Here is a 25,789-nt window from a genome sequence, read left to right as displayed (position 1 = left end):
GTTTAAATTAATGCTGCGATTCGGGAGAGAAATGCAGTGAATTCAGGGTTTACAAAATCAAGTATTGATTATTAAAAAGCCATTCCAACGATTTCCCCGCAAAACGGCTCCTAGTCTACAAATGTAGGAAAGTCATGAAACAACTGGTTCTGTTCTGCCTTATTTTGATCACTGTGCTTTCCTGTAAACAACTTGACCAGGATCCAGTCACTGCGGACCCGCTTTACCGAAAGTGGAAGCTGATTGAGACTAAAAGCCGCACGGGAGATTGGGAAACCGCTTCTTACCAGTCCGTGATTGAGTTTCGACCCAATGGCCGTATTTTAAACCATACAAATGGAAGACCTTGTTGTTCCCCTGTTCAAGTCGATCGTCAACTGAATACGTTAAAAGTTACCCAAATTTATGCCTGTCCAGAGGCACTTTGTGTGAAATTGTCGGCCTACCAGATTGTTTCGCTGACGGCTAACGAGCTGATTCTGGACAGTGTTTATGAGTACACCAATCTAAATGGACATGTCAGTATGAAGTACATTTTAATGAATTAATGCTATGAAAACCCTTGGTTATCTACTGCTTACTTTGTGCATTGTACTATCCTGCAAAAAATCGGAGCCGGACACCTTGCTTTTAGACCCGTTGTACCAAAACTGGAAGCTGATCGAGTATAAAGGCAACAATAGTGCCTGGAGAACCGTCACGGATGAGTCCTTTATTGAGTTCCGTATCGACGGCAGCATTCGCTACGAAAAGCCGAATCCGCCCTGTTGTGCTGCGGTTCAGGTAGACCGGAAGTCGGACGTGCTGAAGGTGACTCAAACCTATTCAGGTCCCGGTTGCGAGTACGTCGATTGTGCCTCGCCCTCAGAACTAAGAATTGTATCCTTAACCACCCATGAGCTGGTTATTGAATCAATTTTGGGGAACAACAGTCCGGTCAGCAATGGTTTTTTGAAGTACAAACCGGCGAAGTGATACAAACCCTTTTTTCCTAACCATTGAAACCGGTCATGAAAACCGCCCTTTCCCTCCTCCTTACGGCATTTATTGCGCTGGCCTGCGATGAATCGAGGCACTATGTTGCGCCCTCCGATCAGTTCTACAAACGTTGGAAATCCGTGGAAATTGGCAAAAACGGAAAGGACTGGCGGGAACTTACCCCACAGGAAGTCGTTGAATTTGTGGCCGATGGAACCGTTTTATACGAAAACCGGTCCATGACTTGCTGTTCTCCCGTTCAATTAGACCGGCAAAAGAAGATTTTGAAAGTAGTTAAAATCGGTACGACTGGCCCATGTGCCAATGTAAGTTGTGTCGCCGTTTCGGAACTCCACATCCTGTCGCTCAGTGATACCGAGCTCGTACTTGATTTCTGGAACAGTGCTGGTTCAGCCTTTTCAATTCGTTATGAGGCAACTCCGTAGTATACAGCTTTTAACTTCGCGATTCACTATTCGTTATTCGGTGTTTTGTGCTAAATAATAAAGCTGTTTAAACTTTTGGACAGGAACACAGATTAGGCGGATTGAACGGATTCGCGCAGATTAAAATCCGTTTTGATCGGTTCAATCCGCCTAATCCGTGTTCCTATCCAAACCTCCAAATATCGAACCCTGAATAACGAATAGTGAATAGCGAAGTATATGTCGTAAGATGAAGACTGTTACGGCTTCAACACCACCTTGATCAGCCCTTTTTCTTTTTCGTATAACCGCTGAAACCAGCTGGCACCTTCGTCGAGTGGCACTTCTGCGCTCAAAATGGCTTCGACGTTAATTTTACCGGAAGAAATCAGTTCCAGCGCGGCTTCGTATTCACCGTTGATGGCACAGGAACCCTGTAACCGCAACTGACGGGTCACTACGGCCTGCAACGACATTTCAACGGTTTTGGCCAGATTGCCTACCAGCGTTACTGTGGCTCCTTTCCGAACGCAATCGATGGCGGTTTTTACCGCCGGAGCAATCCCAACTACTTCAAAGGAAACATCGGCTCCGCGTCCGTGGGTCAGGGCCTGGACTTCGGCCGTTACGTCCTGCCGACCGGCGTTGATCGCCACCGTAGCACCCAGTTTGAGCGCCAGCGCCAGGCGGTCGTCGTCCAGATCAACCGCGATAATCGAACTGCATCCGGCCAGTTTCAGGGCTTGAATGACGAACAAACCGATCATGCCCGCACCGACCACCACCGCGGAATCGTTCACCTGAATGGGCGTCAGACTGAGGGCGTGCAAGGCAACGGCCACCGGTTCGACCAAAGCGGCCTGGGTGTAGCTGACATTGTCGGGAATCTGGTAAAGAATGTGCTGTGGCACAACGACAAATTCGGCAAATGCGCCCTGACGCCGGAAATCCGGGGTCGAAACGCCCAGCACTTCACGACCATCGCTGAGGTTGTATTGCCCCCGCCGGCTGTACCAATCATCCAGGGAATAAACGGTTGAATCGAACGTAACCCGATCACCGATGTGCCAATTTTTGACACTAGCACCGGTTTCGACGACAATGCCCGAAGCTTCGTGTCCCATGACGATGGGTGGAATCCGTCGGCCACTGCTGCCATCCATACCGTGGACGTCGCTGCCGCAAATACCTACGGCCTGAACCTTCACCAGCACATCGGTCGGGCCGGGTTGGGGGCGTGGAAGGTCTTGTAATTCAAAGTGTTTGTACTCAGTTAGGACGAGAGCTTTCATAATTTTTGACGGGCCCGCAGAATTAAATTCCACAGTTTTTGTGGTGAACAGAAAAGGGTAACACAAAAACATGAACTTTCGTCCACGGATACGTCATTATTTTTGATAAATAGAGATAAATACTTCGCTGGGCACCTGGCCGTAGTTTCGTCGGAGCAGATCCGGGTTGATTTCGAAGGTGACCACTTCCGTCAGATCATCCGGTTCTTCGCCGAATAATTCTTTGGTGAGCGCAGGTCGATATTGCTTTTTTACCCGAATCAGCTTTTGCTCCGGTGATTTTCCCCAGCCGGGGTTGTCGCCCAGTACGAACTGGATTTTACGCCAATCGTTGTAAAAATATTCCTGCAACAGGGGAATAATCCGGTCACGGAAAGCATCGCAAAGCTCCTCGTGCGACTGGATGTTCATCAGATACGCATGGCCAATCAGGTGATCGCGGTCGTACAGGTATTCAATTCGTTCGTTTATAATTCGGAGCAATTCCCCCAGATCGACCCCGTTGACCGGAGCAAGCAGCGACGGGTCGGGCAACATCTCCCGGAAATGAAACCGGCGACGTAGCGCAATGTCCAGCAAGGCAATGGAACGATCGGCGGTGTTCATGGTAGCCACAATAAAGAGATTGGCCGGAACTCCAAACCGCTCCTGCGAATACGGCAATGTTAACCACAACTCATTTGGCGCGCCCAGTCGTTTATCCGGTTCGATCAACGTGATTAATTCCCCAAAAACCCTGGAAATATTGGCCCGGTTAATTTCGTCGATGATCAGCAACTGGGCGTCGGCCTGCGCCATTTTCTGCTGGCGGTTTTCCGGCGAATCGTTCAGGCAGTCGGCCATAGTGGCATAACCGGCTTGCTGAAGCGCGGCCAGGCAGGATTTATAGAAAATACCCTTGCCCACTTTGTAGCTGATCTGCCCACCCCGGGTTTCGGGGCGGATGCCCTCGATGAATTCTTCGTAACCAAACGACGGATGAAACGTAATCCATTCGGCCGCATAGTATTGGCTCAATTGGCTGGATTCGAACGACTTGCCTGTGCCCGGAGGACCGTACAGAATGTAATTCTGCGGAATGGGTGGCCGGGCAGGAACGGTTTTTTCATAAACCTCCGGTTCTTCCTCTACCCCACTCCACTCATCGGCGGTCTGATCTGGGCGCAAGAGAGCCGTCAGGATTTCTCCGCGGCTGGCTTCATCATCAGCCGCCTGGTAAATAACCGGGTTATGGCTGGCCATATGCGGACCGCGTTTGGTGGTTACCAGCAGTTCCATCAGGCAGTCTTCCCAGCAACTCCGCAAAACCGGATGGTTCAGCAAATGATCCGACGATTGTCCGATAACAACGGAGATGTAATCTGATTTTTCCGACAACGGAATCACATCGATCTCGGCGATGGATTCGATCCGGTCACGGCAAGCTTTCTTAACCGTTAGCCAGTATTCGATCTCGCCCTGACGCGGCCGGAATAACCGCAATGCCAGAAAAAAGTTGATCTGCGCCGAGATGCCCTTCCGGTCCCGATCGACGACAAACGCCAGCCGCGCATCACCGTTGGGTAGATTCACCGTTTCGATCAGTTCCTTGAGCAATCCAAAAAACTTTCGGGTTGCTTCCGGCTGATCGATGGTCCGTAATTTTTCAATTAATTGGTGTCGTTGTTGGGTCAGGGTCATGATCTTGTTGGGCATCCTGCCTACCGAAGCTACTACATTTTAGCAAATAGTTCGTATTTTGGCAATTCAGTTGTTGATTAGGGCGTCTTGCATATGAAAAAATGGTTTAGCTTCGGGGGGTTGGCCGTGTTGCTGGTAGCTTGTACACTCAATGACCCCACTCCTTCCGATCAGGTGTGCCTGGTCACTGAAATGACCCGGTTTCAACAAAAAAGCACTGGTTTACAAGAAATTAGCCGACAATCGTTTGCCTACGAAAGGGGCCAGTTAACCTACTATCAGGATCAGACGCCGGATCAATCCACTGCCTTTTATTTTCGGTATATTGGCGGGAAAGTGGCAACGGCCTACACTGCCGACAATTCCACCGTCCTGAGTCTCGAATACGATAAATACGAACGGATCGAGAAAGCATCCTTTCTAATCAACGATAAAGAGCAAACGGTATTTTCGCTTTTTTACGCATCGGAAAACCGGTCGGTCCGGCTCATCCGGGTCGTTGAAACGCGGGTTATGCTGCCTACCAATTCGTTCATCGCCAGTCGAACGTTTCAGTTTTCGTACCAGGAAATTGCGGGAAATACCCAGGACATCGTTTCCCAAACGGTCCAGAACGGCTACAAAGACGGTTCACGTACGGAGGAAGAATTTACCTTTGAGCAAGATGCGCAAAATCATTCACCCTATTACGATACCAATCAGGCCATCGTTCTGACGCTGCTAGCCTTGACGAATCATTCTGAATCCAATGCGGCCCAGTACCTACAACGGTATGACTCTAAGTCCGTTACCCACGAAATAGTTTCCACGAATGGCACGACTTCCCGGCGCGAACTGACTCAATTTACAACCGATTTCGACAGCAATTTCAACCCGGTCCGTTCGACCCAGCACACCCGCATCACCATCCCCGGTGATTCCTTTCCGAAGGATGAATATTACCAGCAAACGTTAAAATACAACTGCATCGAGTGAAAAAGGAGTTGTTTCGCGGAGTTGAGCGGAGAAAAAAACTCTGCAAAACAACTCCTTTTTCATACCAATGCCTCATACAAAATAACAGCCGGATGTTGGGCAACCCGACCCGTTCCGTCTTTGATCTGGTGCCGGCAACTGGTTCCCGGAGCGGCAATCAGAACGTCAGCGGGTTGCTGCCGGACTGCCGGAAACAACACCAGTTCGCCCACCTGCATCGACAACTCGTAATGCTCTTTTTCGTAGCCAAATGAACCCGCCATCCCGCAACAGCCCGACGGGATTAACTGTACTTCATAATTTTCGGGCAACGAAAGCATTTTCTTCGTCGGCACCATTGACGCAATGGCTTTCTGATGACAGTGGCCGTGCAGCTTGATCAGTCGTTTTTCGGTTGTAAAAGCGGTTTTTGAAATCCGTCCCCGATCGATTTCCTGCGCAATGAATTCATCGACCAGTAAGGCATTTTTAGCCAAATGCTGCGCCGACGCCTTGAGCGATTGCGGCACCAGATCCACGTACTCATCCCGGAAGCCCAGAATGGCGGACGGCTCGATCCCAATCAGTGGCGCTTCGTCCGTCACCAATTCTTTGAGCCGGTTTACATTTTCGATCGCAATCTTCTGCGCATCGCGCACCAATCCTTTCGACAAATACGTCCGCCCACTTTCCAGATGATCGGGAATGACTACCTCATAACCCAGTCGTTCCAGCAGCTGAACGGTTTTTATTCCGACTTCAACGTCGTTGTAATTGGTGAATTCATCGCAAAAAAGGTAAACCTTGGAGAACGGAGGAAAGGAAAAAGGGAGTAAGGATGACTCCACCGCTTTCCTCCCCTCCTGCTCTCCTGCTCTCCTCCTTTCAAACCATTTTCTCAATGTCGTTCCCGCCAGTTCCGGCATGGTTCGCTCCGGGTGAAAACCGGCCATCCGGTTGGCAATCCGGCGAAGGGCGGGGGTATCGTAAATACCGTTGTAAGCCCAGGGCGCCAGGCTCGCCAGCGACATCAGTTTGGTAAAATTTCCGATCAGCCGGGAGCGAAGGGGAACGCCGTTGGCATCGTAATAATGCTGCAAAAACTCCGCCTTCATCCGGCTGATGTCTACGCTCGACGGACATTCGGACTTGCAGCCTTTGCACGACAGACACAGGTCCATCACCTCCTTGATTTCGGCATGATCAAATTGGTTCGGCTTGTCGGAATGGGTTAAAAACTGGCGCAGAATATTGGCCCGCGCCCGCGTGGTGTCGCGCTCCCGACGGGTGGCCATATAGCTCGGGCACATTGTTCCGCCGGTAACGGCGGTTTTTCGACAATCGCCTGATCCACTGCACTTTTCGGCTAGATTCAGGATTCCTTCTTCCGCCGAAAAATCGAAAATGGTGTCGATCTGTACGGGTTTCTGCTCCGGTTCATACCGCAGAAATTCGTTCATTGGGGGCGTATCGACAATCTTGCCCGGATTAAAGATGCGCTGCGGATCCCAGGTTTGCTTGACATCCTGCACCAGTTGAAAATTCGACTCCCCAATCATGAACGGAATGAATTCGCCCCGGAGCCGTCCGTCACCGTGTTCGCCCGACAGCGAACCGCCGTATTTTTTCACCAGAGCGGCCGTATCGGCCAGCAACGCCCGGAATTTTAGTCGCCCTTCGTTCGATTTGAGGTTGATTAATGGCAACACATGGAGTTCACCCGCTCCGGCGTGGGCCGAATATTCGAGCGTCAGGCCGTGTTTTTCGGCGGCCATATGATCCAGTTCGTCGATGTAATCAGGCAGGTCGCGGACGTCGACGGCGCAGTCTTCAATGAGGTTGGCCGGTTTGTCGTCGCCCGGAATGTTGTACATAATGCTCAAGCCAGCCTTCCGCAAATTCCAGGCTTTCACGGCTTCTTCGCCGTACAAAACCGGGTAGGCATAGCCTAATTCCTTTTCGCGCAAAGCCGCAATGAGCCGGTTGGCTTTCAAGGTAACGGCTTCAACGGTGTCGTCGAAAAACTCGATCATCAAAACCGCTTTGGGGTCACCCTCGACGAAATCGCGGTTTTTGGCCTGCTCAATATTGCCTTTCGTTAATTGTAAAATGTAATCATCGACCAGTTCAGACGCCGAGCAGGCATGTTCCAGCGCGACCAGATTGGCTTCCAGCGACTGCCGGATGGTGATGAAGTGGGCGCAAACCAGCGCACTTTTTTTCGGCGGCAACGGCAGCAGATTCAGTTTGGCTTCCGTAATAAAGCAGAGCGTGCCTTCCGAACCCGCAATCAGTTGGCAAAAATTAAACCGCCCATCGGCGTTTTGCTCAAAAAACGGCAGCAAGGCATCGAGGGCGTAACCGGTATTTCGACGGGTGATGGTCGGTTTGGGAAAACCGTCGCGAACCTGTTGTTGCGTTTCCGGATTACCCAATGCTTCCTGAATTTGCTGATAGAGCCGTTGCTCGAGCGGACTGACGACATTTTCGCCCCGGCATTTCTGGTTAAACTCCTCAACACTCAAACTTTTGAACGTCACTTCGGCACCATCGCTCAGAATCGCCCGGACTTCCAGTAAGTGGTGGCGCGTGCTGCCCCAGACAATCGAGTGTAACCCGCAGGAATTGTTCCCGATCATGCCACCAACCATCGCCCGGCTGGCTGTCGAGGTTTCCGGCCCGAACATCAGCCCGTGTGGTTTCAGAGCCGCATTCAAATCATCGCGAATGACACCCGGCTGAACCCGCACCCAATGCGCCTGCGGATTGATTTCCAGCACGTTCGTAAAATACCGGGAACAATCGGTCACGATGCCACCGCCGACCACCTGCCCGGCCAACGAAGTTCCGGCGGCCCGGGGAATCAGGGATGTGTGGTGTTGGCGGGCAAACCGCACCAATCGTTTGATGTCTTCAACGGTTTTCGGAATGGCAACAGCGAGCGGTTTTTCCTGGTAAACCGAGGCATCCGTGGCGTAAAGAAGCCGCATGGCTTCGTGTTCGGGGGATTGATCAAAGTAGATTTCACCATCGAACGACTGCACGAGCGGTGAGAACGTAGGGGCAGGAATTTTAAACATAAAGGGTTTATCCGGTCTGGGAACCGGCGAAATTAGGTACGAATTTACCGAAAAAAAACAAAATCAGCGGGCAGCTGCCCCCTCGCAAAAAAAGATCGGGCGTTCATCACAGACAATTTGGGTCCAAAACAGTTTATAGCCTACAAACCAATTACTTCAACAGATTATGAGCGTCAAAAGCATTTTTGGTATCTTATTGACATTAGCCGGACTGGTGGGGCTGATTTACGGGGGAATGGATCTCACCAGCGGTGGTGTCGCCCGGGCATCCTGGGTTTATCTCATCATGGGCGGTATTTTCTTCTTTTCCGGCATCAGTCTGATCCGGGGTACGAAAGACGCGACGTAGGCACCCATTATTTCAGGGAGTAGCCCCGTCGGATGTAGTAAATGAAAGTTCCCGCCAGCGACACGCCCAAAAAAATCATCGGAACAAGTTTGCTCCGCACCAGTTGGGCATTGGCCGCCGAGCGCGCCCAGTCCCAGAGCGTCCATAGCATAAAAATCATGATGACAACCGTCGTCATGGCCATCATTTCGTGCGAGTTCCGGACCTGTCGCTCCCGATTTTCGGGGGTGAGTGGCGCGGGCATGTTGTAAAAATCAGCCGGAATCTGGCGAACTCCCCAAAATAGCAGGTACAAAAAAGTGGAGATGGCCGGTACAACCAACAAATTACCTCGGCCTCCCCACCGATCCGGTTTGCCTTCGAGGCCAAAATGAACCGGAATCGTTTCGGGCAATTGGGGATAATACCCGATAATCAGGGCAAGCTGCCCGATCAAGAACAATAGAGTCAGTGCGTTCAAAAACCGCTCTGCCGGTGGAACCGACGTCGAAAACAGTGATTTCATTTTAGACCAGTCAATGCGTGTAAATTCGTTCTTCCGTATCCATCGGCCTGATCTGACGTACCAGCCTGAAAAACCGCATGGGCAATAAAAGGGCGGCCATGGTTAGACCCGCCAGCAAACCCATCCAGATACCGGCCACGTCGAAATGCAGCCAAAAACCAAAGATATAACTCATTGGCAAACCGATGATCCAGTAGGCAAATAACGATATAATGGTTGGAACATTGACATCGGACAATCCCCGTAACATCCCAATGCCGACCACCTGAACCCCGTCCGATAACTGGAAAAAACCGGCCATTACGACCAGCGTTGCCGCCAGACTTGCCACTTCCGGGTTGCCCCGAAGATACAAACTTACCAGCCAATCGTTGCCCGTCAGGAAAACCAGCGCACATAAACTCATAAAACCGGTTACCAGTACCAATGCAGCAACGCCCGCCCGCCGAACCGCCATCTGGTTCCGGCGACCGAGCGCATTGCCGACCCGAATGGCGCCGGCAGCCGAAATACCTGTTGCCATCATGTAGGTCGTCGAGGCCATGTTGATCGCAATCTGGTGAGCCGCCAGTTGGTTGGCACCCAGCCAGCCTGCCATCATGGCCGCCAGCGAAAATGTGGCCACTTCGAAGAAAAAGGTCAACCCGCCCGGTAAGCCGAGTCGCAGAATTTTTCGGGTGTAACTGCCGATGGACAACTGGCGAAACGAAGGTTGAAAATACCGTTTAAACACCGTGGCCCGCCGAATGTAGGCAATGACCGCAACCGCCATAAAAATCCGCGACAGCAGCGTGGCCACTGCCGACCCATACACGCCGAGCGCCGGAAACGGCCCCGCTCCGGTGATAAGTACATAATTGAAAACCGCATTCAACAGCAGAGCCGACAGGGTGATGGACATGGCAACGCGCGGATACGCCAGACCGTCGCAAAGCTGCCGGGCCGCAATAAAGAGAAACAACGGCAGGTTCGATAAGCTGAGAATGAGCGTAAAATTCCGGCCAATGACCGTCACTTCCGGCGTTTGGCCAAAGAGGTTGTAATAATAGGCGTAGCCCGCTCCCACCAGCCCAAAAACGACTCCAAACAGCCATGCCGCCCGCAAACCCGCCCGAAACAACTGATTGATTTCGGCTGCGTTGCCCCGCCCGTTGGCCTGCGAGATCAACGCGGCCCCCACCGCCAGACCGCCCACCCCGATGCTCGAAACCAGGAAAGCCAGCGATACCGACAAGCCAGCACCCGCCAGTGGAACCGCTCCCAAAAACCGGCCGACGAACAGATTGTCGGTCACCCCCATCAGGACCACTCCCAGCTGGGCAATCACAATCGGGATCGCCAGTCGGATGGTTTTAGTCAGTTCCGGTTTAAAAATTTGATACCACTGCTTCATGTTCCCTCAACAGCAACTTTTTGCCGGTTGTTCCGGTAAATTGATCCCGAAAGGAATGATGCCAGTTCAACGCTTTTTTTCTTACTTTTGTCAGAACACTATCTAGACGCCCCATCGATTGAAAGAGTACGGCAGCAACATCCAAAAATTAGTCGAACATCTACAGACTATTGAAGACCGCGAGAAGCGCACCCGCTACGCGCATATCCTGGTAGAACTGATGCGGCAAATCCATCCCAACATGCGGGATAATCAGGATTATTACAACAAACTCTGGGACGACCTCTACATCATGTCAAATTTCAGACTGGACGTAGACAGCCCCTATCCGCCCCCAACCGCCGATGTACTGGGTAAAAAACCGCAACCGGTTCCGTATAATACCCACGGTTTGCGCTACAAACACTACGGCCAGAACATTAACCTGCTGATTGCCAAAGCCATTTCGCTGGAAGATGCCGAAGAGCGCCTGGCCTTCGTATCGTACATGGCCCGGTTGATGAAAACGTTCTATTCGACCTGGAACAAAGAAGCCGTTGAAGACGAAACGATCCTGACGAACCTCGACGAGATGGCAAACGGAAAACTCCATGCCGACATCATGTCGATTCGCACCAACGGTTTTGTGGAAGCGACCCCGCGCGAGCGGACGGGCGACCAACCGCCCCGCCGTACCCCCAGTGGCCCTTCATACGGCCGGAACGAGGGTTCTTCACACGGTCGCAATGACGGCTCATCCCAGCCTTATAACCGGAATGAAACCTCCGGCAATCGCCAGAATAATAACAATTTTTACTCGAATCAGGGACCGCGTGGCAACCGCGATAACAACTCCGGCGGCCGCGACAACCGCGATTCGGGCCACCGCAACGACCGTTTCCGGGGAAATAACAATCCGAATAACCGCAAAAGACGTTAAACAATATTGAGAATTATGAATTATGAGTTATGAATGATGAGTTTTGCATCCTTCATGGGTGCAGACTGCTCGTTCAGAATTCATCATTCATCGTTCATCATTCATAATTTTAAATTATGGCATCTTTCCGAATTGCCGGTGATCAACATTTAAAAGGCGAAATCAATCCACAAGGTGCTAAAAACGAAGCACTCCAGATTTTGTGTGCGGTTTTGCTGACCGATCAGCCGGTTACGATTCATAATATTCCCGACATCCGCGACGTCAATAAACTTATTGAACTGCTGGGGGATCTGGGCGTAAAAGTTCAACAACTAGCCGCATCATCCTATCGTTTTCAGGCCGATCAGGTCGATATTGCCATTCTGGACACGGCCCAGTACCGCGAAAAAGCAGCGGCTTTGCGTGGTTCGGTGATGTTGCTGGGGCCCATGTTAGGGCGTTACAAAACCGGTCGGATTCCTCGGCCGGGAGGTGATAAAATTGGCCGTCGGCGGCTGGATACGCACTTTCTGGGATTTGAAAAACTCGGGGCAAAATTCAATTATGACTCCGAAGAGAGCGGCATGTTCAACGTCGATGCCAGCCATCTGAAAGGCACCTACATGCTGCTGGATGAAGCATCGGTAACCGGAACCGCCAACGTCGTCATGGCAGCGGTTTTAGCCGAAGGCACTACCACGATTTATAATGCCGCCTGCGAACCGTATCTACAGCAGCTTTGCTCGATGCTGAACCGCATGGGAGCCAAAATCAGCGGTATTTCCTCCAACCTGCTCACCATCGAGGGTGTTGAAAAACTGGGCGGAACCGAGCACACCATGTTGCCTGACATGATCGAAATTGGTTCGTTCATTGGGTTGGCGGCCATGACGCAGTCGGAAATAACGATCAAAAACTGCCAGATTCCGCAGTTGGGTATCATTCCCGATGTTTTCAAACGGCTGGGTATCAAGATGGAATTTCGCGGAGATGATATTTTCGTTCCGGCTCAGGAACACTACCAGATTGAGAGTTTTCTGGATGGCGGCATGATGACCGTTTCCGACGCTCCCTGGCCCGGTTTTACACCCGATTTGCTCAGCATTATTCTCGTAACCGCCATTCAGGCGCAGGGCACGCTGCTGGTTCACCAGAAGATGTTCGAAAGCCGGCTGTTTTTCGTCGATAAACTGATTGAAATGGGTGCGCAGATGATTCTGTGCGATCCGCACCGGGCGACGGTGATCGGCCTCAACCGTCAGCAGCAACTAAAAGGAATTCGCATGACGTCCCCCGATATACGTGCCGGGGTGGCGCTGTTGATTGCCGCTCTTTCGGCCAAAGGCGACAGCATTATCGATAACATTGAGCAGATCGACCGGGGGTATCAGAACATCGACGGCCGACTGAATGCCATTGGCGCAAAAATCGAACGCTTATAAAGCAACGGAAAAAGAGAAGTCTGTGAAACCGTCCGCTCTGCGGGCGGTTTTTTGTTTTTAGGGCCAAAACTTACTTATCAGGATAGTACATCCCCCACTTTGTTTCGTAGTATATGATAAGCGCGACGATGAACTGATAAACGGTAAGTAATTTGCCGTGCAACGAGCGTTATAGTTACAATAGTCAGGATGCGCGGCAAATCCGGGCTTTTTTCTATTCCTAACCAAACAACAACCGATGAACCTTACCAGCGAACTCTACCAGCGGCTCAGTGCCCGCCGAAATGCTGTTTTACTGTACAGCACCAACGACGTACTCAAAAACAATGATCCCACTACTTACCATAAATACCAGATGGAGTTGCGGGATCTGAATCGAAAACTGCGGTTAATTCGCGGTCAGATGAAAGAAAACCCGATTCTGTAGTTTTTATCCTGCCATTTATCTGTCGTCTGGCGCCTGCTGATTCAGCGGGCGTCAGTGTTTTACGGCCGATCAGGTGTACGAAGCCTTCGGTTTGGGCGCGGTTTCCTTCATACTCTCCGGTTCCGAATCGGGGGTGTCTTTGTGGAGATAGAATGTACGCTGGCAGCGTCGGCACCGGAAAAACTTCAGGGGAAGATAATCGTAAAACCGTCGGACATACAGCGGCCGGTTGGTCCGTTCCAGGTGCATGGCAGTCCGGCAATGAGTGCATTCACATTTTTTCTGTGTCTTCCATACGATTCCAAACAGAATAAGGCCATAAAGAACCGCTAAACCAATTACACTATAAAAAAATACTTCCATTGAGGGGTGTCGACGATGTGGGTTGTTGTGGGTACAAATTTGGGGTACATACGACTCGAACCCAACTTTAGTTGCGTCACAACCCCTTTTTTTTTCAATTTCTTACCCAACGGCCACGTTATCTGCGCTTTATTTTGATAAAATATGCGCCATTTTCCAGCTTTTACGGTTTATATCTTCAACAAACGATTGACACACCTTCCCGCCAATTTGTATCTTTGGCGTTGTAATCAACCAATTTATAATGGCGAAATCGCCCAAATATTACGTCGTCTGGAAGGGGCGGCAAAAAGGAGTTTACGACACCTGGGAGGCCTGTCAGGAGCAAATCCAGAATTTTCCCGGCGCACTCTATAAATCGTTTGACAGTCGTACGGTGGCCGATAAAGCCCTGGGTGAAAAACCGCATGTGCATTTGCAGGGTAAAGGAACGGGAACAGAGAGCAAAGGACAAAAGCTGTTTGTTGGAAAACCAATTGCCGACAGCATCGCCGTCGATGCCGCCTGGAATACCGCAACGGGCGACATGGAATACCAGGGTGTTCACGCTTCTACCAAACAACTGCTCTTCCACCAGGGGCCGCATCACGACGGCACGAACAACATCGGCGAGTTTCTGGCCATCGTACATGCGCTGGCATGGCTGAAACAACGCGACAGCAACCTGCCCATCTACTCCGACTCCCGAACCGCCATCAGTTGGGTCCTGAAAAAGAAAGCCAATACCAAACTGGAAGAAACCGCACGCAACGCCCCGCTCTTCGAACTCATTGACCGAGCCGAAAACTGGCTGAAAACCAATAATTTCCTGAATAAAATCCTGAAATGGGAAACCGAACACTGGGGCGAAAACCCGGCAGACTTCGGGAGAAAATGACGATTGACGATTGACCATTGTCAATCGTCAATCGTCAATCGTCAGTTATCCACCATCCATCACTCCAGCAAATTTGTTTCGCTTCAAACAATTCACCATTCACCAGAACCGGACCACCATGAAGGTCTGCACGGATTCGTGCGTTCTGGGGTCGTACGCGGATGTTGGGCTGGGCGGTCGTTTGCTGGACATCGGTACGGGAACGGGTTTACTTGCACTGATGGCGGCCCAGCGAAATCCGACCGCCCAAATTGAGGCCGTGGAAATTGACAATGCGGCTTTTCAGCAAGCGATTGATAATGTGAACGATAGTCCATTTGCGAAACGGGTTCAGGTAGTAAATTCTCCCATTCAGGCGTTTTCGGCCGAACCGTTTGATCGGATCTGGAGCAATCCGCCTTTCTACACCAATCACCTGCGTTCTCCCGATTCGGCGGTGAACCGGGCGCTGCACAACGGCGAACTGCCTTTCGAAGCATTGGTAGCCAGTGTCCACCGGCTCTTAAAACCGGAGGGGCAATTCTGGGTTTTGTTACCACCTTTCGAAATGGAACGGTTGATTACATTCGCCGAAAAAACCGGTTTAAGGCCTTATCGCCAACTGAATCTTCGGCATAACGCCCAAAAACCGGTTTTTCGGGTGATCGCCGGATTTGCTTTTGGCGATTCCGGAGCTTCCGAAACCAATGAATTAGCTATTTTTGAACCGAACGGAAAAACGTATTCCGAATCATTCCGCGAGTTATTGCAACCTTTTTATCTGAATTTCTAAAATCCTTACGACCTTTGAAGAATTAATCCTGAACACCGCGCCTGAACAGATGGGGAAGGTCGTCGCCCCCAGTGTTGTTTCAGCCGTGTTTAGAACGCCATGTATGACCGATAAGCTTCAAATTTCCGTCGTTATTCCCCTGTACAACGAAGACGAATCGTTACCCGAACTGCACGACTGGATCGTGCGGGTGATGACCGAACAGCGGTTTACGTACGAAATTCTGTTTATCGACGATGGCAGCATCGATCGGTCCTGGGAGGCCATCAGCCAGCTTTCGGAGCGAAACCCGAACGTTCGGGGCATTCGGTTTACGCGGAATTACGGCAAAACGGCGGCATTGCAAACCGGTTTTCAGGCTGCCAACGGACAGGTGGTAATTACACTGGATGCTGATTTACAGGACAGTCCCGATGAAATTCCGGAATTATACCGGATGATTACCGTGGATGGCTTTGACCTGGTTTCGGGCTGGAAACAAAAACGGTATGATCCGCTGACCAAAACGATTCCGACCAAATTTTTCAATGCGGTGTCGCGCTGGGTTTCGGGCGTTTATCTGCACGATTTCAATTCCGGCATCAAAGCGTACCGGCGACAAGTGGTCAAATCCATGAATCTGTACGGCGAAATGCACCGAAATTTACCGATTGTGGCCAAATGGAACGGTTTTCACAAAATCGGTGAAAAAGTAGTGCAGCACCAGGCCCGCAAATACGGCACAACCAAGTTTGGCCTGAACCGGTTTATCAACGGTTTTCTGGATTTACTGGTCATTGCGTTCGTTCATAAATTCAGCCGTCGTCCGATGCACCTGTTCGGCAGTTTCGGGACGCTATCGTTTTTTATCGGAACCGTCATCACGGTTTACCTCATCGGTGAAAAAATATATAACATTGCCAACCACCTGAAATACCGGAATGTGACTGATAACCCCTTATTTTTCCTGGCCCTGGTTGCCATTATTCTGGGCGTTCAGTTATTTTTGGCGGGCTTTTTGGGCGAAATGCTTGTCCGACAATCAACGAATAAAACCGGTGATTATCTGATTGCTGAGCGGGCCGGGTTTTGATGGTTGAATGGCTGGATGGTTAAAAATGGTTTAAATGGTTGAACGGTCAAATAGCTGAGTAGACAAATGGGTTCGGAGCAGCCGAAATACGTTGACGTAACGGATTTAGAAGTTTACAAAGTTGCCTTTGATCGGAGCAATCTGGTTTGGAAAGTGGTAATGGAATGGAGTCCATTTGCAAAGGACACTATCGAAAAACAGTTCGTCAGAGCCCTAGACAGCCTTTCGGCCAATATTGCGGAGGGTTACGGGCGATACGGACGAAATGATAAAATACGGTTTTATTTCATCTTATCCGGTTCGCTCCGGGAATCCATTGATTCGGTTAATAAGGCCAAAAACAGAAACCTGATAGATGACCAACACTACAATTCCATTTATTTCCGCCTGTCTCTGCTACCGAAATTGATCCATCAGGAAATTAAATATACCCGCGACCATCTAAAAATATAGCCCCTAACCACCCAACCATTTTTAACCATTTAACGCCATATCAACCAACCATAGATAAGACTTTCATTTTAAAAAAGTATGAACAATCAGTTTAAAGCACATCCCTGGCACGGGATTCCCATTGGCGAAAACGCGCCTAAACAAGTAACGGCTTTCATCGAAATTGTACCGACCGATACGGTGAAGTATGAAGTTGACAAGGAAACCGGTTACCTGAAGATCGACCGGCCGCAGAAATATTCCAACATCGTCCCGGCCTTGTACGGTTTTATTCCGATGACGTATTGCGACGAGCAGGTGGCGTCGCTGGCGCGCGAAAAATCGGGGCGCGAAATCGAAAAAGGCGACGGTGACCCGATCGATATTTGTGTATTGAGCGAGCACGCCATTACGCACGGTAACATCATTCTGCAAGCCATTCCCATCGGCGGTTTCCGGTTGCTCGACAAAGGCGAAGCCGACGATAAAATCATTGCGGTTTTGAAAGGCGATGGCATGTACATGGGGTACGAAGACATGCACCAACTGCCCGACAGCGTCGTACAACGACTCAAGCACTACTTCCTGACGTACAAAAACTTACCCGGCGAACCGATGACCTGCGAGATCGTCAATGTGTACGGCCGGGATGAAGCCCACGAAGTTATTCGCCGGTCCATCGAAGATTACTGGCTGCTGGTACGGAATCAGTCAAAATAAGCAAAATGGATAAAATGAAGAATGGAAGAAGGCAAAAATGGACAATTCATTTTCCTCCCTTCCGCTTCTCTTTCCTTTCTTCCCGCAAATAGTCACATTCAACATAAATTAAGGAGATGGGGAGCCGTCTCCTTTTTATTTTTGTTAGTTATATTGTTGTTGAAACAATGAAGTTCATTGCCAGACGAAAAAGATGGGACAAAAGAGATCAGAAATTCTATTGTCTTTCATCTCTTGTCTAAAGTCTGATTCTCTCACTAACTCGTTATTCGTTAACCCAAAACATGCTTCAGTTTTTTAAATACGTTTTTGCAACCATCGTTGGTTTATTGCTTTTTACGGTTGTTGCCTTCCTGATGGTGCTGGCAATCGGGTCGGCTTTTTCGGCGGCATCGGGCGATGAGGTGGCCGTCAAGGAAAATTCGGTTCTGAAACTCAACCTGAACAGTCCCATCAAGGAAATTGGCGTCGACAATCCATTCGGCGGTTTTGGCCCCATCAATTCGTCAGGTGATGTCATCGGCCTGATCGACCTGAAAGCGGCTCTGGCCAACGCCAAACTGGACCCGAACATCAAAGGCGTTTACATGCAGACGGAATACCCGCAAACCGGCTGGGCATCGCTCGAAGAAATCCGGAACGCCCTGATCGACTTCAAAAAATCGAAGAAATTTGTGGTCGCTTACGGCGAAGTGATGACCGAAAAAGGGTATTACATTGCGTCCGTAGCCGATAACATTTACCTCAATCCTGCCGGAGCGTTGGAGTGGAATGGCCTGGATGCCGAATATACGTTTTTCAAGGGAACCTTCGACAAACTGGGCATCAAGCCGGTTATTTTCCGCGTCGGTGAGTTCAAAAGCGCCGTTGAACCCTTCATCCGGGAAGATATGAGCGAAGCCAACAAGGCGCAGACGACTTCCTTCCTGAATTCCATCAACAATCATTTTCTGGTCAGTGTGGCCCAAAGCCGCGGCTTGCAGGTGCCGGAATTGAAAAAACTGGCTGACGAGCTGTCGATCCAGACCGCCGGTGATGCGCTGCGGGCCAAACTGGTCACCAAAGTGGCTTATTACGACGAAGTGGAAGCCGACATGCGGAAATCGCTGAAAATCGATGAAAAGAAAAAAATCGACTTTATCTCGCTCAGTAAATACGAAAACGCCAAGAAGTATATCGAGGAAGGAAATATCAAAAACCGCATCGCCGTCATTGTAACCGATGGCGAAATTGTTTCCGGAAAAGACGACGACAACATCGCTTCCGACCGCGTAGCCGAACAAATCCGGAAAGCCCGGCTGGACGAAAAAGTGAAGGCCATCGTGATCCGGGTCAACTCGCCGGGCGGCAGCGCCCTGGCGTCGGACGTAATGTGGCGCGAAGTGGTGCTGGCCAACAAGGTAAAACCGGTCATTGCTTCCATGTCGGACTATGCCGCTTCGGGCGGTTATTACCTGGCCATGGGCGCCCGTCAGATTGTGGCCGAACCCAACACCATTACGGGCTCCATCGGCATTTTTGGGATGCTGTTCAATACCGAAGGTTTCTTCAAAGACAAATTAGGTATCACCTACGACCGTGTCGTAACCAACACGCACTCCGATTTCCCGTCGTTTACCCGTGAAATGACGGATTTCGAAAAAAATGTGCTGCAACAAAGCGTCAACCGGGGGTACGAAATCTTCACAAGCAAAGCCGCTCAGGGTCGTAAATTGCCCATCGATAGCCTGAAAGCACTGGCGTCGGGCCGCGTGTGGTCGGGCGTTCAGGCCAAGGCCAACGGTCTGGTCGATGAGCTGGGCGGTTTGGACAAAGCCGTAGAACTGGCCGCCAAAGCCGCCAAACTGAAAGAAGGCGATTACCGCGTTCGTTACACGCCCGAAAAGAAAAACGCCGTTGAAGAACTGATCAAATCATTCACGGGCAACGAAGACGAGCAATTACAGGCCAAACTGGGCGATTTGGCTCCGTATGTCAACTACCTCAAAATGTTGAAAAACATGCAGGGAACGCAGGCGCGGCTGCCGTTTGGACTGGACATCAAATAACGTACCCACGGATTGAAGTCCTGAGAACGTGAAGACCTGCAAGATTTCAAAACCTTGCGGGTCTTTTTGTATCTTAGCCAACGCATTGTTCCCGTCTTATGAAAATACTCCCGGTTTATCTGGATTTATTTGCGCTGATCATTCTGCTGGGAGTTGCTCAGGGGCTGTTTCTGGGTATTTTTTTCCTGACCGGATCGAGAGGACAAAACCTGACCAACCGATGTATCGGCTGGTTCATGCTGGGACTTTCAGCCATTATTGCCGAAATATTCCTGTGCTACACCAACTACATGTTTCAGGTGCTTTGGCTGGTCGATTTTTCGGAACCGGTTAACTTTACGCTGGGGCCACTTTTTTATTTTTTCGTTTTTGCCCGATTACAAAAACGACTTCCTGCGTACTGGCAATGGCATTTACTGCCTGCGCTGATCTGGCTGATGAACTCGTTCACCTGGATATACCAGTCGGTTGCGTTTAAATACAACTCCTACATCAGCGCCTATCACCCGGAATTGGACTTTGTTCCGAACGTAAATTACATCGAAGAAGATTTTACCCACCTGCGTGGGATTGTCAGTGAACTGACGATGGTAAGCTGCCTGGTTTATGCGGTTTTGGCGTTCATCGCCCTTCGGAACGCCTTCCGGCAGCATAACGATCCGTTTTGGGGAAAAGCAAAACCGGGTCTGCAGCAGGTCCGCAATCTGGTGCTGTTAAACCTCACCTTCCCGATTTTCGGCTCGGCCGTCAAAACGCAATTTTACGAGGACTTAGGCGATTATATCTTGGCCTGTTACATCACGCTGACCATTTACACAACGAGTTTTCTGGTCATGCGGGGGTCTGATTTTTTCGCAGAAGAGCCTGATGCGGAGCCCGAAACCGATCTGCCTTCTCCCCGCAAAAAGTACGAAAAATCGTCATTGTCGGGAGAAGTCGAGGAAGCGGTTTTGCAAAAGCTGACGCAGGTGATGGAGGACGAAAAACCGTACCTCGAAAGTGATCTTTCGTTACCCAAGCTGGCGCAGCGGCTCAACACCTCCCCCCACCACCTCTCCCAACTGCTGAACGACCGGCTGGAGCAGAACTTTTTTGATTTACTGGCGACGTACCGCATCCGCGAAGCACAGCAACTGTTGCAGAATCCAACCACTGTCAACTTAAAAATCGACGAAATTGCGGAACGCGTCGGGTACAATTCAAGCTCGGCTTTTCATACGGCATTCAAGCGACTGACCAGCCAGACCCCGGCTCAATTTCGGGCCACGGCGACTTCGTCCCGGTCGGCTTGAAGTTCTTGATTATCGGAAAATGGCGTTTTTCCTTCCAAACACCCGATTTTTGGTTTCAAAACTGATCCACAGCCCGGCTGGAGTTCACTGCATTGTCGTTGACTTTGGCTGTTCCGATTAAACCGGTTTTGTCTGGATTGAACCGATTTTCCACTTTAATTTATTCCGAAATGAAATTTCGCTTTCTGTGTAGCGCAGTTGTTTTCCTCTTTTCGGCCTTTTCCGTTTACGGCCAAACTCCAAACAGCGGTTCTGTCGAATGGCCCGCTTACGGCAATGATCCGGGCGGGATGCGGTTTTCGCCGTTGAAACAAATCAACACCGCTAACGTCAAGCAGTTGACTGTTGCCTGGACGTTCCGAACTGGCGAACTGGAGCACTACAAAGGCACAAACGCCGACGAAAAAGCCGCCTTTGAGGCCACTCCGGTTATGGTCGACGGAACACTGTTTTTCAGCACACCTTCGTCACGGGTTTTTGCGGTTGATGCCGCGACCGGCGCCCCAAAATGGTCGTACGATCCCCAGGTGTATTTACGGCAGGATCTTTCCGAGGTCACTTCGCGGGGCGTTTCAGTCTGGCCCGCAGTTGGCGACAAAACGGCTGGTAACACGGCCAAACGGATTCTCATTCCCACGCTCGACGGTCGATTGATTGCGCTGGATGCCAAAACCGGCCGGCCCGTTTCTTCTTTCGGGAAAGACGGCACCGTCGATTTGCGGCAGGGCGTCGGAAATATCAGCGTGACCTCGCCACCCGCAGTCATCGGAAACACGATCGTCGTTGGCTCGTCGATGGGTGACAATCAGCGGTTTAATTACGAGCGGGGGATTGTACGGGCCTACGATGCCGTAACCGGAAAATTGCGCTGGAGTTGGGACCCGATTCCCCGCACACCAACGGATGCCGGTTTCGAAACCTGGAAAGGCCCCAGCGCCACGCAAACCGGTGCAGCCAATGCCTGGTCGATCATTTCGGCCGATGCCGAACGCGATCTGGTGTTTGTACCGACCACCTCGCCCAGTCCCGATTATTACGGGGGGGAACGGTTGGGCAAAAACACCAATGCCAATTCCATCGTTGCCATTCGGGCTTCTACTGGAAAAGTGGTCTGGAGCTTTCAGACGGTTCACCACGACATCTGGGACTACGACAATGCCGCTCAACCTTTGTTGTTTTCATTTGCCCAAAACGGAAAAACCGTTCCGGCCGTTGCGGTAGGGACCAAAATGGGGCACGTGTTTATTCTCCACCGTGAAACCGGCGTCCCGTTGCTCCCGGTTCAGGAACGGCCCGTACCGGCATCGAAAATTCCCGGCGAAGAAGCGCATCCTACCCAGCCTTTTCCGGCTACCCTCCCACTCCTGGGCTTGCAAAAACCGGAAGCCTGGGGCGCCACTCCGGAAGCCAAAACCGCTGCCCAGCAACGGATGGCGTCCTTACAGTATCAAGGGCCGTTTACTCCGCCCTCGCTGCAAGGTTCAATCATTGCGCCGGGCAACGTGGGGGGCATCAACTGGAGCGGCATGTGTTACGATCCCGAATCCGGTTTGCTGATCACCAATGTCAATCGGCTGGCGGCCGTTATTACACTGATACCCCGCGCTAAACTGGCCGAATCGGTCCAGAACGATCAGGAATTGATGCGGGCCGAAACCGGCATGCAGTCGGGAACGCCTTACGTCATGAAACGCAGTTATCTATTCGCGAAAGATGAGCAGGGCATTGCCATGCAAACCGCTCCGCCCTGGGGAACCCTGGCCGCCATCAACCTCAAGAAAGGTGCACTGGAATGGGAAGTGCCGCTGGGTTTCATGTACGATCCCCGGAAATACCCGGAAACCAAACAATGGGGTTCGATCAACTTTGGCGGAGCCATTGCCACTGCGGGCGGTCTGATCTTTGTAGCGGCTTCGCTGGATGGCCATTTTCGGGCTTTTAAAACCAGCGACGGCAGTTTGCAGTGGGAGGTGCCGTTGCCCGCAGGAGGGCAGGCAACACCGATGACCTACCAACTCAATGGCAAACAATACGTCGTTATTGCCGCCGGGGGACACGCGAAAGTGGGAACGAAGCTGGGCGATTACGTGGTGGCGTATCAGTTGCCTTAGAAAACCGTTAGTTTTTTTCTGAAATCTTTTTTTCGCACCAACGCAACCATTTGTCAACTCGATTCGTATATGTGTCACAGAAGCCTTTGACTCGACCTACCTATGATAACGAAGCGCCAGGGGAACCGCTGATGTTACCGGTTCGCGTCATGAGGTTCTCTATAAATACACCCGGTCGCTCCGATTCCAATTGGGATGGCCGGGTGTTCTTTTTTTAGTATTTTCGTGGGAGTCGATCGGACACCTGATCACAAACCCTTTCTCCATGAAACTACTTCTTCCGTCGATCCATCGCGGAAAACAACGGCTTCTTGTCCTCCAGACAGTCCTTTTTTTCCTGCTTTGCGGTTTTTCGGGTGCCGCCTGGGCGCAGGGAAAAATCGAGGATTACAAACGGTCGGCGGCCCTGAAGGAAAACCTGCGGAATAAAGTCTATAATGCCCCGAATAACGTTTACTGGACTACTGGCCAAAAGGCCTGGTACGTCGTCCGAACCACCCGCGGACTCGAATTCGTCGTGATCGATCCGAAGAAAAAGACCCGCCAGCCCGCGTTCAATCAGGAACAACTGGCAACAAAACTGTCTGAAGCCACCGGCCGGAAAATTGATCCGTTCAATTTGCCATTTACGTCCATCACCTTCGGCAAAGACGACGAAGAGTTCGAATTTGTCGCCGAAGGTTCGGTGTGGCAATACGCAACAGGTTCGTTCGCGTTTCGGAAAAAAGGGCCGTTCCGGGCCGAACCCACCGACCGCCGGTATTGGGGAAACAGCCGCGATGAACTTGACGAAAAACCAGTTTTCTCGCCCGACAGTTCGCAAACCGCTTTCATCAAAAATTACAACGTCTACATCCGTTCCGAAAAAACGAAGCAGGAAACCCAGCTTAGCTTTGATGGCTCGGAAGGTGACTATTATTCCGGGTATATCCAGTGGTCGCCCGACGGTAAGAAACTGGTTACGAATAAGATACGCCCGAATAAAAAACACCTGATCTACTTCGTCCGCTCATCGCCCGAAGATCAGCTTCAGCCCAAACTGGAAAGTCGCGAATACCTGAAACCGGGTGATGCGCTGCCCGTCCAGCGGCCGCAATTGTTTTTGCCGGAATCGAAAAAACAGATTTCGGTCGACGATGCGCTGTTTAACCAGCAGTTCAGTTTGTCGCGGCTGGAATGGCGTAAAGACAGCCGGGCGTTCACCTTCGAATACAACCAGCGCGGCCATCAGATCTACCGGGTGCTGGACGTGAATGCCAGCACCGGTGCCGTAAAACCGCTCATTGAAGAACGTAGCAACACGTTTATCGACTACAGCGGCAAACGCGCGCGGCACGACGTCAACGACGGGCAGGAAATTGTCTGGGCGTCGGAACGCGACGGCTGGAATCACCTGTATCTGATCGATGGCGCGACCGGAAAAGTGAAAAAGCAGATCACCAAAGGCGAGTGGGTGGTGCGCAATCTGGTGCACGTAGACGACAAAAACCGCACGATTCTGTTCGCTGCCAGCGGCCGAAATCCGGATCAGGACCCCTATTTTGTGCAGTATTACAAAGTCAATTTCGACGGTTCGGGCCTGACGGCTCTGACATCGGAAAACGCCAATCATACGGCTACCTTTTCGCCGGATTTCACCTATTTTGTCGATTCCTATTCCCGCGTGGACCTGCCGCCGGTAACGGTTTTGCGCAACTCGGCCGACGGCAGCGTGGTGCTGGAACTCGAAAAAGCCGACATCAGCGTTTGGGAAAAAGGAGGTTGGAAAGCGCCGGAAGTGTTTACGGCCAAAGGACGCGACGGCAAAACCGACATCTGGGGCATCATCATCCGTCCTACCAATTTCGACCCCGCCAAAACATACCCGGTGATCGAGAATATTTACGCCGGGCCGCACGGCTCGTTCGTTCCGAAGTCGTTCATGAGCAATTACCTGTCGATGCATGAACTGGCCGAACTGGGTTTTATCGTGGTGCAGATCGATGGCATGGGAACCTCCAACCGCTCCAAAGCCTTTCAGGATGTGTGCTGGAAAAATCTGAAAGACGCCGGCTTTCCCGACCGGATTCTGTGGCTGCAAGCCGCGGCCCGAAAATACAACCAACTGGATTTGAACAAAGTAGGAATTTTTGGCACCTCGGCGGGCGGCCAAAGTTCGACCGCTGCGCTCCTGTTCCATCCCGAATTTTACAAAGCCGCCGTTTCGTCCTGCGGCTGCCACGACAACCGCATGGACAAAATGTGGTGGAATGAGCAGTGGATGGGTTACCCGATTGGACCGCAGTACGACGAGTGCTCCAACGTGACGAATGCCCATAAACTTCAAGGAAATCTGCTATTGCTCGTGGGCGAAGTAGACGATAATGTGGATCCGGCTTCGACCTACCAACTGGCCAACGCGCTGATCAAAGCCAACAAAAACTTCGAACTGGTGACGCTGCCAGGCCAGGCCCATACGGCCGGTGGTGACTTCGGCGAGCGCAAACGCCGGGATTTCTTCGTTAAAAATCTGCTGGGCATCGATCCGCCAAACTGGAACGAAATGGAAAAAGAGGTTGCGGGTTCTGGGAAATAAGTTGGAAGTCAACAGTTGCTTAGCGGAGGTAAGATGAGTTTAGCAGAGTTTTTCTTCGCGCAACTCATTTTACCTCCGCTAAGCTCCGCGAAACAACTCTT

Annotated in this window: 23 protein-coding genes; 17 read left to right on the top strand and 6 right to left on the bottom strand. The window is 51.1% G+C overall.

Features of this window, described 5'->3' with window-relative positions; translation table 11 throughout:
* The first annotated feature begins 134 nt into the window (after nt 1–134).
* Genes EHT25_RS17990 through EHT25_RS17980 form a run of 3 tightly spaced genes read left to right on the top strand, consistent with a single transcriptional unit; the run spans nt 135 to nt 1,424 of the window.
* Complete coding sequence (locus EHT25_RS17990) at nt 135–548, top strand: hypothetical protein (RefSeq protein WP_124876520.1); 414 nt, start codon at nt 135–137, stop codon at nt 546–548.
* Nucleotides 549–552: 4 nt separating this feature from the next.
* Complete coding sequence (locus EHT25_RS17985) at nt 553–975, top strand: hypothetical protein (protein WP_124876519.1); 423 nt, start codon at nt 553–555, stop codon at nt 973–975.
* Between the two features lie 35 nt (nt 976–1,010).
* Nucleotides 1,011–1,424 (top strand): hypothetical protein, encoded by a 414-nt coding sequence (locus EHT25_RS17980; RefSeq protein WP_124876518.1) that lies wholly within the window; start codon nt 1,011–1,013, stop codon nt 1,422–1,424.
* Between the two features lie 239 nt (nt 1,425–1,663).
* On the opposite strand, the gene EHT25_RS17975 is transcribed toward EHT25_RS17980, so the two are convergent.
* Both EHT25_RS17975 and EHT25_RS17970 read right to left on the bottom strand, forming a co-directional pair.
* Entirely contained in the window at nt 1,664–2,695 is a 1,032-nt protein-coding gene (locus EHT25_RS17975; RefSeq protein ID WP_124876517.1) for a galactitol-1-phosphate 5-dehydrogenase, read from the bottom strand.
* Between the two features lie 96 nt (nt 2,696–2,791).
* Nucleotides 2,792–4,390, bottom strand: a complete 1,599-nt coding sequence (locus tag EHT25_RS17970; RefSeq protein ID WP_229311613.1) for an McrB family protein — start codon at nt 4,388–4,390, stop codon at nt 2,792–2,794.
* A 78-nt stretch (nt 4,391–4,468) separates the two neighbouring features.
* On the opposite strand from EHT25_RS17970, the gene EHT25_RS17965 reads away from it, so the two are divergent.
* Entirely contained in the window at nt 4,469–5,350 is an 882-nt protein-coding gene (locus EHT25_RS17965) for a hypothetical protein (RefSeq protein ID WP_124876516.1), read from the top strand.
* Nucleotides 5,351–5,409: 59 nt separating this feature from the next.
* On the opposite strand, the gene EHT25_RS17960 is transcribed toward EHT25_RS17965, so the two are convergent.
* Complete coding sequence (locus tag EHT25_RS17960) at nt 5,410–8,409, bottom strand: FAD-binding and (Fe-S)-binding domain-containing protein (RefSeq protein ID WP_124876515.1); 3,000 nt, start codon at nt 8,407–8,409, stop codon at nt 5,410–5,412.
* Nucleotides 8,410–8,575: 166 nt separating this feature from the next.
* Between EHT25_RS17960 and EHT25_RS17955 the strand changes: the two genes are divergently transcribed.
* Entirely contained in the window at nt 8,576–8,758 is a 183-nt protein-coding gene (locus EHT25_RS17955; RefSeq protein WP_124876514.1) for a hypothetical protein, read from the top strand.
* 7 nt (nt 8,759–8,765) lie between these two features.
* Here the strand turns inward: EHT25_RS17955 and EHT25_RS17950 are convergent, their stop codons facing one another.
* Both EHT25_RS17950 and EHT25_RS17945 read right to left on the bottom strand, forming a co-directional pair.
* Nucleotides 8,766–9,263 (bottom strand): DUF1648 domain-containing protein, encoded by a 498-nt coding sequence (locus EHT25_RS17950; protein ID WP_124876513.1) that lies wholly within the window; start codon nt 9,261–9,263, stop codon nt 8,766–8,768.
* A 10-nt stretch (nt 9,264–9,273) separates the two neighbouring features.
* On the bottom strand, nt 9,274–10,656 hold the full coding sequence (locus tag EHT25_RS17945; protein WP_124876512.1) for an MATE family efflux transporter: 1,383 nt from the start codon (nt 10,654–10,656) through the stop codon (nt 9,274–9,276).
* Between the two features lie 118 nt (nt 10,657–10,774).
* Between EHT25_RS17945 and EHT25_RS17940 the strand changes: the two genes are divergently transcribed.
* The 3 genes from EHT25_RS17940 to EHT25_RS17930 all read left to right on the top strand — a co-directional run bounded on the left by EHT25_RS17940 (nt 10,775) and on the right by EHT25_RS17930 (nt 13,426).
* The gene (locus EHT25_RS17940; protein WP_124876511.1) at nt 10,775–11,575 is read left to right on the top strand and encodes a DUF4290 domain-containing protein; all 801 of its coding nucleotides are present in this window, start codon (nt 10,775–10,777) and stop codon (nt 11,573–11,575) included.
* A gap of 116 nt (nt 11,576–11,691) precedes the next feature.
* Nucleotides 11,692–12,999 (top strand): UDP-N-acetylglucosamine 1-carboxyvinyltransferase, encoded by a 1,308-nt coding sequence (gene murA / locus EHT25_RS17935; RefSeq protein ID WP_124876510.1) that lies wholly within the window; start codon nt 11,692–11,694, stop codon nt 12,997–12,999.
* A gap of 238 nt (nt 13,000–13,237) precedes the next feature.
* Nucleotides 13,238–13,426 (top strand): hypothetical protein, encoded by a 189-nt coding sequence (locus tag EHT25_RS17930; protein WP_124876509.1) that lies wholly within the window; start codon nt 13,238–13,240, stop codon nt 13,424–13,426.
* Nucleotides 13,427–13,495: 69 nt separating this feature from the next.
* On the opposite strand, the gene EHT25_RS17925 is transcribed toward EHT25_RS17930, so the two are convergent.
* Nucleotides 13,496–13,675 (bottom strand): hypothetical protein, encoded by a 180-nt coding sequence (locus EHT25_RS17925; RefSeq protein ID WP_124876508.1) that lies wholly within the window; start codon nt 13,673–13,675, stop codon nt 13,496–13,498.
* A gap of 358 nt (nt 13,676–14,033) precedes the next feature.
* On the opposite strand from EHT25_RS17925, the gene EHT25_RS17920 reads away from it, so the two are divergent.
* The 9 genes from EHT25_RS17920 (at nt 14,034) to EHT25_RS17880 (ending at nt 25,688) form a co-directional block, all read left to right on the top strand.
* Complete coding sequence (locus EHT25_RS17920) at nt 14,034–14,666, top strand: ribonuclease H1 domain-containing protein (RefSeq protein ID WP_185731406.1); 633 nt, start codon at nt 14,034–14,036, stop codon at nt 14,664–14,666.
* A gap of 73 nt (nt 14,667–14,739) precedes the next feature.
* Nucleotides 14,740–15,438, top strand: a complete 699-nt coding sequence (locus EHT25_RS17915) for a tRNA1(Val) (adenine(37)-N6)-methyltransferase (protein WP_124876506.1) — start codon at nt 14,740–14,742, stop codon at nt 15,436–15,438.
* A 103-nt stretch (nt 15,439–15,541) separates the two neighbouring features.
* The gene (locus EHT25_RS17910; protein ID WP_124876505.1) at nt 15,542–16,510 is read left to right on the top strand and encodes a glycosyltransferase family 2 protein; all 969 of its coding nucleotides are present in this window, start codon (nt 15,542–15,544) and stop codon (nt 16,508–16,510) included.
* A 66-nt stretch (nt 16,511–16,576) separates the two neighbouring features.
* On the top strand, nt 16,577–16,963 hold the full coding sequence (locus EHT25_RS17905; protein WP_124876504.1) for a four helix bundle protein: 387 nt from the start codon (nt 16,577–16,579) through the stop codon (nt 16,961–16,963).
* 78 nt (nt 16,964–17,041) lie between these two features.
* On the top strand, nt 17,042–17,662 hold the full coding sequence (locus EHT25_RS17900) for an inorganic pyrophosphatase (protein ID WP_124876503.1): 621 nt from the start codon (nt 17,042–17,044) through the stop codon (nt 17,660–17,662).
* Between the two features lie 284 nt (nt 17,663–17,946).
* Nucleotides 17,947–19,710 carry a signal peptide peptidase SppA gene (gene sppA / locus EHT25_RS17895; protein ID WP_124876502.1) on the top strand — a complete coding sequence of 588 codons (1,764 nt, stop codon included), beginning with the start codon at nt 17,947–17,949 and terminating at the stop codon, nt 19,708–19,710.
* A gap of 98 nt (nt 19,711–19,808) precedes the next feature.
* Nucleotides 19,809–21,002 carry a helix-turn-helix transcriptional regulator gene (locus tag EHT25_RS17890; protein WP_124876501.1) on the top strand — a complete coding sequence of 398 codons (1,194 nt, stop codon included), beginning with the start codon at nt 19,809–19,811 and terminating at the stop codon, nt 21,000–21,002.
* Nucleotides 21,003–21,172: 170 nt separating this feature from the next.
* Nucleotides 21,173–23,113, top strand: coding sequence for a pyrroloquinoline quinone-dependent dehydrogenase (locus EHT25_RS17885; protein ID WP_124876500.1), 1,941 nt, complete (start codon nt 21,173–21,175; stop codon nt 23,111–23,113).
* Nucleotides 23,114–23,378: 265 nt separating this feature from the next.
* Nucleotides 23,379–25,688, top strand: coding sequence for a S9 family peptidase (locus tag EHT25_RS17880; protein WP_124876499.1), 2,310 nt, complete (start codon nt 23,379–23,381; stop codon nt 25,686–25,688).
* The last annotated feature ends 101 nt before the right edge of the window (nt 25,689–25,789 follow it).

The organism is Larkinella rosea, from assembly GCF_003858635.1.
In the GTDB taxonomy this organism is placed as follows: Bacteria; Bacteroidota; Bacteroidia; order Cytophagales; family Spirosomataceae; genus Larkinella; species Larkinella rosea.
The sequence above is the reverse complement of the archived record's forward strand: the minus strand, read 5'-3'. Positions and strand labels throughout refer to the sequence as shown.